The organism is Pseudomonas sp. KSR10 (assembly GCF_022355455.1).
Classification (GTDB): domain Bacteria; phylum Pseudomonadota; class Gammaproteobacteria; order Pseudomonadales; family Pseudomonadaceae; genus Stutzerimonas; species Stutzerimonas stutzeri_E.
Genome location: NZ_JAKOEN010000003.1, coordinates 44,347 through 50,861, shown reverse-complemented (window position 1 = coordinate 50,861; position 6,515 = coordinate 44,347). Strand labels below are relative to the sequence as shown.

General features: G+C 61.6%; 5 protein-coding genes. 3 read left to right on the top strand and 2 right to left on the bottom strand.

Annotated features, from left to right (window positions below; genetic code table 11):
* Window positions 1–39: 39 nt before the first annotated feature.
* On the bottom strand, window positions 40–741 hold the full coding sequence (locus tag MCB86_RS00830; RefSeq protein WP_239609116.1) for an SOS response-associated peptidase family protein: 702 nt from the start codon (window positions 739–741) through the stop codon (window positions 40–42).
* Between the two features lie 276 nt (window positions 742–1,017).
* On the opposite strand from MCB86_RS00830, the gene MCB86_RS00825 reads away from it, so the two are divergent.
* Both MCB86_RS00825 and MCB86_RS00820 read left to right on the top strand, forming a co-directional pair.
* Window positions 1,018–2,115, top strand: a complete 1,098-nt coding sequence (locus tag MCB86_RS00825) for an efflux RND transporter periplasmic adaptor subunit (protein WP_239609114.1) — start codon at window positions 1,018–1,020, stop codon at window positions 2,113–2,115.
* A 5-nt stretch (window positions 2,116–2,120) separates the two neighbouring features.
* Window positions 2,121–5,195 (top strand): efflux RND transporter permease subunit, encoded by a 3,075-nt coding sequence (locus MCB86_RS00820; RefSeq protein WP_239609112.1) that lies wholly within the window; start codon window positions 2,121–2,123, stop codon window positions 5,193–5,195.
* Between the two features lie 12 nt (window positions 5,196–5,207).
* Here MCB86_RS00820 and MCB86_RS00815 read toward each other — a convergent pair whose 3' ends face one another.
* Window positions 5,208–5,768: a TetR/AcrR family transcriptional regulator gene (locus MCB86_RS00815; protein ID WP_239609110.1), complete on the bottom strand. Its 561-nt coding sequence runs from the start codon at window positions 5,766–5,768 to the stop codon at window positions 5,208–5,210.
* A 147-nt stretch (window positions 5,769–5,915) separates the two neighbouring features.
* Between MCB86_RS00815 and MCB86_RS00810 the strand changes: the two genes are divergently transcribed.
* On the top strand, window positions 5,916–6,515 hold the full coding sequence (locus MCB86_RS00810) for a glutathione S-transferase family protein (RefSeq protein WP_239609109.1): 600 nt from the start codon (window positions 5,916–5,918) through the stop codon (window positions 6,513–6,515).

Sequence of the window (6,515 nt, the reverse complement as noted above, 5' to 3'; positions counted from 1 at the left end):
AGGCGAGGCATTCGAATTTCGAGGCTGACAGACGGGCGGCTACAGCACCGGGTCGCTGATCCGCTCGATGAGGTGCGCGCCGTCGTTCCGCACGTTGCCGACGGCTCGATCGACGGGGTACCAATCGAACTCCTCTACGCCGAGGCTGTATTCGAGTGCGATTTCCTCTGCCTCGCCTGGCGACAGCTCCGGGTCGAGCCAATGCGCCGCGCACTCGGCCGATAGCACGAGCGGCCTGCGGTCGTGGATATCAATCATCCCAGCACCGCTGCTCGCCGTGATGATCACGAAGCCGTCACCGTTCTTCGGGTCAGCCATGCCGCCGCGCTGGAATTGGCCGATCGCTGCGAAGAAACAAGGCTCGTCGCTGCGCAGCTTGATCAAATAGGGCTGTTTGATCTTCGGGTTGGCCTCGTCCTTCTTCCACTCGTACCAGCCATCGGCCGGCACGATTGCCCGGCCGGTCTTCCACACGTCGCGGAAGAACTTCGAGGTGGCTGCCGTCTCCACCCTGGCGTTGATCGCTGGCGGCCGCTTCCCCTGTGCCCAGAATGGCGCGTATCCCCACTTGACCGGCTCCATGCGTAGCCCGTCCTCGTCCTGATGCAGCAGTTGTACCCGAGACTGCGGCGGCACGTTGTAGCGACCGATCGGCTCCGGACTCAGACCGGTGATCGTCATCTGGCCGAGCGCGTCGACGTATTCGATGGGGTATCTAGATTGGGTGATTCGTCCGCACATGGTCGCGCCTCATCTACTCGATGAGGAGTTGACCGCTGCAGGGTATGTCTTGTTGCCTGGGAATTGGGATTGCCCGGACGGGCTGAGAGGGGATTGGTACTCGTACCACTTTTTGTACCACTCCACCCTTGAATCGGGTGGTTTCGGGTGTTTTGGCGGGGAGGCACAAAAATACGGATCAGTAAGAATCCCTCCTTCACACCCCATAACACCCTGACTTACTATACCGGCCAGTATAAGTATTAAAACCCGCCTTGCGACAGAGAGAGATTCAACGTGTTCCGACATGCCTTGCCTTTCCTCGGTGTCATTGGTTTCGCCTTGCTGGCCGGATGCGGCAACGGCGAGCCCGAGCCGCTCTCGGCAAGACCGGTGATGGTGATTCAGCCGCAACCGGCCAGCGAAGCGTTCGAGAGCTATCCGGGCGAAGTGCACGCACGTTATGAGCCTGAACTGGCATTCCGAATCGCCGGCAAGGTGACCGAACGCATGGTCGAGGCGGGCGAGCGAGTACGCAAGGACCAGCCTCTGGCCAAGCTCGATCCGCAGGACGTACGGCTGCAACTCGAGGGAATCCGTGCTCAGGTCGCGGCTGCGGAAGCCAACTTGCGGGTCGCGCGAGCCGAACGTGAGCGCTACAAGACGCTGATGGATCGACAACTGGTCAGCCGTTCGCAATTCGACTCCTCCGAAAATGCCTATCGCTCGGCGCTGGCGCGCCTGCAGCAGGCCCGGGCCGAGTTCGATGTGGCGAACAATCAGGTCGACTACGCCATTCTGCGAGCCACTCACGAGGGCGTGATCGCGCAACGCCGGATCGAGGTCGGCCAAGTGGTCGCTGCCGGCCAGACGGCATTCGTGCTGGCCGCTGATGGCGAGCGCGAAGTGGCGATTAACCTGCCGGAGCAGGCTCTGGATCGTTATTCGGTCGGCCAGGCGGTTTCGGTGGAGATCTGGTCGCATCCGGGCAAGCACTACCCGGGCCGTATTCGCGAACTGTCACCGGCTGCCGACCAGCAGTCGCGTACCTCCTCCGCACGTGTCGCGTTCGCGGATGCCGATGTCCCCGCCGAGCTTGGTCAAAGCGCTCTGGTGTCAATCCATAGCAACGGCGAGGTGCCTCTTGCCGTGCCGCTTTCGGCTGTCACCGCCGAGCAGGGCAAGGCCTATGTCTGGCGAGTCAAGGATGACGCTACGCTGGAGCGGGTCACGGTGCAGACCGGTGCCTTCAGCGAAACGTCGGTGCCGATCCTCGGAGGCTTGCAAGCCGACGACTGGGTCGTGTTGGCCGGCGTGCAGATGCTTCACGAGAATCAGCCGGTTAGGGCGGTCGATCGAGACAACCGGCCGATCACACTGGCGGCTCAGGAGTGACGGGGATGCACTTCAATCTTTCCGCTTGGGCGCTGGGCAATCGCCAGATCGTCATCTATCTGATGCTGCTGCTGGCTGTCGTGGGGGCGCTGTCGTACAGCAAACTCGGCCAGAGCGAAGATCCACCGTTCACCTTCAAGGCGATGGTCATCCAGACTCAGTGGCCCGGCGCGACCGCTGAGGAAGTTTCCCGCCAGGTCACTGAACGCATCGAGAAGAAACTGATGGAGACCGGCGAGTACGAGCGCATCGTCTCCTTCTCGCGGCCGGGCGAGTCCAACGTGACTTTCATGGCGCGTGATTCGCTGCGTTCCGAGCAGATCCCCGATCTCTGGTACCAGATCCGCAAGAAGGTTGGCGACATCCGCCATACGTTGCCGGCCGGCGTGCAGGGGCCGTTCTTCAATGACGAATTCGGCACCACCTTCGGCAACATCTACGCGCTGACCGGCAAAGGCTTCGACTATGCGGTGCTCAAGGATTACGCCGATCGCATCCAGCTGCAGCTGCAACGTGTGAAGAACGTCGGCAAGGTCGAGTTGATCGGCCTGCAAGACGAGAAAATCTGGATCGAACTGTCGAACGTCAAGCTGGCCACTCTCGGCCTTCCGCTGGAAGCGGTCAGGCAGGCACTGGAGGCCCAAAACACCGTCATGTCCGCCGGCTTCGTCGAAACCCCCAGCGATCGCGTTCAACTGCGCGTCACCGGTAACTTCGAGACGGTCAAGGAGATTCGAGACTTCCCTATCAGAGTCGCCGGTAGCACCTTCCGCATTGGTGACGTCGCGGACGTCTACCGCGGCTTCAACGATCCGCCGGCACCGCGCATGCGTTTCATGGCTGAGCCGGCGATTGGCCTTGCCGTCTCGATGAAACCCGGTGGCGACATTCTCATGTTGGGCGAGGCGCTGGAGGGCGAGTTTGCCCGGCTGCAGCAGGAACTGCCGGCCGGCATGGAGCTACGCAAGGTTTCCGACCAGCCAGCTGCCGTGAAGACCAGTGTCGGTGAGTTCGTGCGGGTGCTGATCGAGGCGCTGGCGATCGTGTTGCTGGTGAGTTTCTTTTCGCTCGGTGTACGCACAGGCCTGGTGGTCGCGCTGTCGATACCGCTGGTTCTGGCGATGACCTTCGCCGCCATGCAGTACCTCGACATCGGTCTGCACAAGATTTCCCTGGGTGCGCTGGTTCTGGCGCTCGGGTTGCTGGTGGATGATGCGATCATCGCGGTCGAGATGATGGCCATCAAGATGGAACAGGGCTTCGATCGGCTCAAGGCGGCAAGTTACGCCTGGACCAGCACAGCCTTTCCGATGTTGACCGGTACCTTGATCACCGCGGCTGGCTTTCTGCCGATTGCCACGGCTCAATCGAGCACGGGTGAGTACACCCGCTCGATCTTCCAGGTGGTGACCATCGCTTTGGTGGCGTCCTGGATAGCGGCGGTGGTATTCGTCCCGCTATTGGGCGCGAAGCTGTTGCCGGATCTGGCCAAGCGCTATGCGGAGAAGCACGGTGGTGGCGAGGGCGGGCACGACCCCTATTCGACACCGGTCTATCAGCGGGTGCGGCGGGTCATCCGATTCTGCGTACAGCGACGCAAAACGGTGATCGTGCTGACCCTGCTGCTCTTCGTCGGTGCGATCGGCCTGTTCCGCGTGGTTCCGCAACAGTTCTTCCCTGCGTCGGGTCGTTTGGAGCTGATGGTCGACCTCAAGTTGACCGAAGGTGCTTCGCTCAAGGCCACCGAAGCCGAAGTGCACCGTCTCGAAGACATGCTCAAGGACCGCGCAGGGATCGATAATTACGTCGCCTATGTCGGCAATGGCTCGCCGCGTTTTTACCTGCCGCTCGATCAGCAATTACCTGCTACCAGCTTTGCCCAGATCGTGGTACTGGCGAAAAGCATCGAGGATCGCGAGGCCCTTCGCAGCTGGCTGATCGAGCGGCTGCGTGAGGATTTCCCAACCTTGCGCGGTCGCATCAGTCGTCTGGAAAACGGCCCTCCGGTAGGTTACCCGGTGCAGTTCCGAGTGACCGGCGAGCACATCGATGTGGTGCGCAAACTGGCGCGCCAGGTCGCGGCCAAGGTGCGTGAGAACCCCTACGTTGCCAACGTACACCTGGACTGGCAGGAGCCGAGCAAGGTGGTCTGGCTCAATGTTGATCAGGATCGTGCGCGCGCCCTCGGGGTGAGTACGGTCGAGCTGTCCAATTTCCTCAGGCGTACCTTCACTGGAACCACCGCCGGCCAGTTCCGCGAGGACAATGAGCTGATCGAGATCCAGCTACGCGGTACTGCGCGTGAACGTGAGACGCTCTCGATGCTACCGAGCCTGGCGATTCCCACTGACAGCGGGCGCAGCGTGCCGTTGTCGCAGGTCGCTACCTTGGAGTACGGCTTCGAGGAGGGCGTGATCTGGCATCGCAATCGTTTGCCGACGGTGACGGTGCGTGCCGATATCTACGGCGATCAGCAGCCGGCTTCGCTGGTGCAGCAGATCCAGCCGACGCTGAGCGAGATTCGCGACGCGCTACCCAGCGGCTACCTGCTCGAGGTTGGCGGTACCGTAGAAGACTCCAGCCGCGGCCAGGCTTCGGTGAATGCCGGCATGCCACTATTCGTGATTGTCGTGATCAGCCTGCTGATGCTTCAGCTCAAGAGCTTCTCGCGTTCGGCCATGGTGTTCCTCACCGCACCGCTGGGGCTGATCGGCGTGACCCTGTTCCTGCTGCTGTTCGGCAAGCCGTTCGGTTTCGTCGCCATGCTCGGCACCATCGCGCTGTCCGGAATGATCATGCGTAACTCGGTGATTCTGGTGGATCAGATCGAGCAGGATATCGGTGCCGGACAGGATCGTTTCAATGCCATTATCGACGCCACCGTACGCCGCTTCCGCCCTATCGTGCTGACTGCGCTGGCCTCGGTATTGGCAATGATTCCGCTGTCACGCAGCGTATTCTTCGGGCCGATGGCGGTGGCCATCATGGGTGGCTTGATTGTTGCGACTGCATTGACCCTGCTGTTCCTGCCAGCGCTCTACGCCGCTTGGTTCCGCGTCAAGGAAGAGCCTCAGGGGTAAGGTAGCCCTGCCTTAGATGCCGGCGGCCTGCAACAACTGCTCGGCCGCCGCTCTGGCCACCAGCGCCTGATCGCGTGGTCCCTCGATGTGCGCCATGCTCAGCGCACCTTCGATCAGAAATTGCAGTTGCCGTGCGAGTTGCTCCGGCTGCGGCGCGTCGAGCGCCTCCAGCAGACTGCGCAAGTGCATCTGAAACTCTGCCTTGTAAGCGGCCGAGCGCTGGTGAATCGGGTGTTCGCGGTCGTGATATTCGGCTGCGGCATTGATGAACAGACAGCCGCAGAATGCGCTCGGGCTGTGAATCATATTGTTCAACCCTTCGAACACCCCGAGCAGTGCCTTGCGGGGTGGCAGCCTGTCGCGCGCTTCGCGCAGGCGCTCGAACATTGGCTGCTGGCGCGCGTCGAGCACCGCCAGGATCAGCTCTTCCTTCGACTTGAAGTGCTTGTACAGCGTCATCTTGGCCACCCCCGACTCACTGAGAATCCGGTCGATTCCCGTGGCGTGGTAGCCCTCTGTGTAGAACAGCCGCTCGGCGGTGCTGAGCAGTAGGTCGCGCTTGTTCGTTGCCATGCAGGTCTCCTCGGGTGGCCATTATGCGGGAGTGGGTCTGTTCGCTCCAATTGCCAATCACGTGACATTTTACGCTTGCAGTGTACAGACAGGTCTGTCTATTATCCAGTCGTGCTTTTCCAGCCTTCAGCCCAAAGGAGCGACACGATGAAACTCTACGATCTGACCCTGTCCGGTAACTGCTACAAGGCGCGCCTGTTTCTCAGCCTGATCGGCCAGCCGGTCGAGCTGGTGCCGGTGAATCTGCTTGCGGGCGAGCACAAGCAGGCTCCATTTCTCGCCCTCAATCCGCGCGGGCAGGTGCCGGTTCTGGAAGACGGCGATGACCGAGTGGTTGATTCACAGGCGATCCTCGTCTACCTGGCGCGCCGTTACGCCGACGAGGCCTGGTATTCACAGGACGCGCTGATCCAGGCGCGCATCGTGGGCTGGCTGAGTTTCGCGGCGAACGAGATGCATCATGGTCCGGCCACTGCTCGGGTAGGGCGGCTGTTTCGTCGGCCGATCGACGAAACGCTGACCGCCGCCCGTGCACTCGCCGCTATGCAGATCGTCGAACAGCAGCTCACCGAGCATGCCTGGTTGGCCGAAACCGCTGCGCCGACCATCGCCGATATCGCGGTGTATCCCTATGCCGCGCTGGCGGGTGAGGGCGGCATCGATCTCGTCCCGTATCCGGCAATACGTGCCTGGTGTTCGCGCATTCGTGAGCTGCCGGGGTACATCGGCATGCCCGGTCTGGAATAG

Excerpts from the sequence above, each read along its gene's own strand:
- MCB86_RS00830 (WP_239609116.1), bottom strand. The coding sequence starts at position 741 with ATGTGCGGACGAATCACCCAATCTAGATACCCCATCGAATACGTCGAC.
- MCB86_RS00820 (WP_239609112.1), top strand. The coding sequence starts at position 2,121 with ATGCACTTCAATCTTTCCGCTTGGGCGCTGGGCAATCGCCAGATCGTC.
- MCB86_RS00815 (WP_239609110.1), bottom strand. The coding sequence starts at position 5,768 with ATGGCAACGAACAAGCGCGACCTACTGCTCAGCACCGCCGAGCGGCTG.
- MCB86_RS00810 (WP_239609109.1), top strand. The coding sequence starts at position 5,916 with ATGAAACTCTACGATCTGACCCTGTCCGGTAACTGCTACAAGGCGCGC.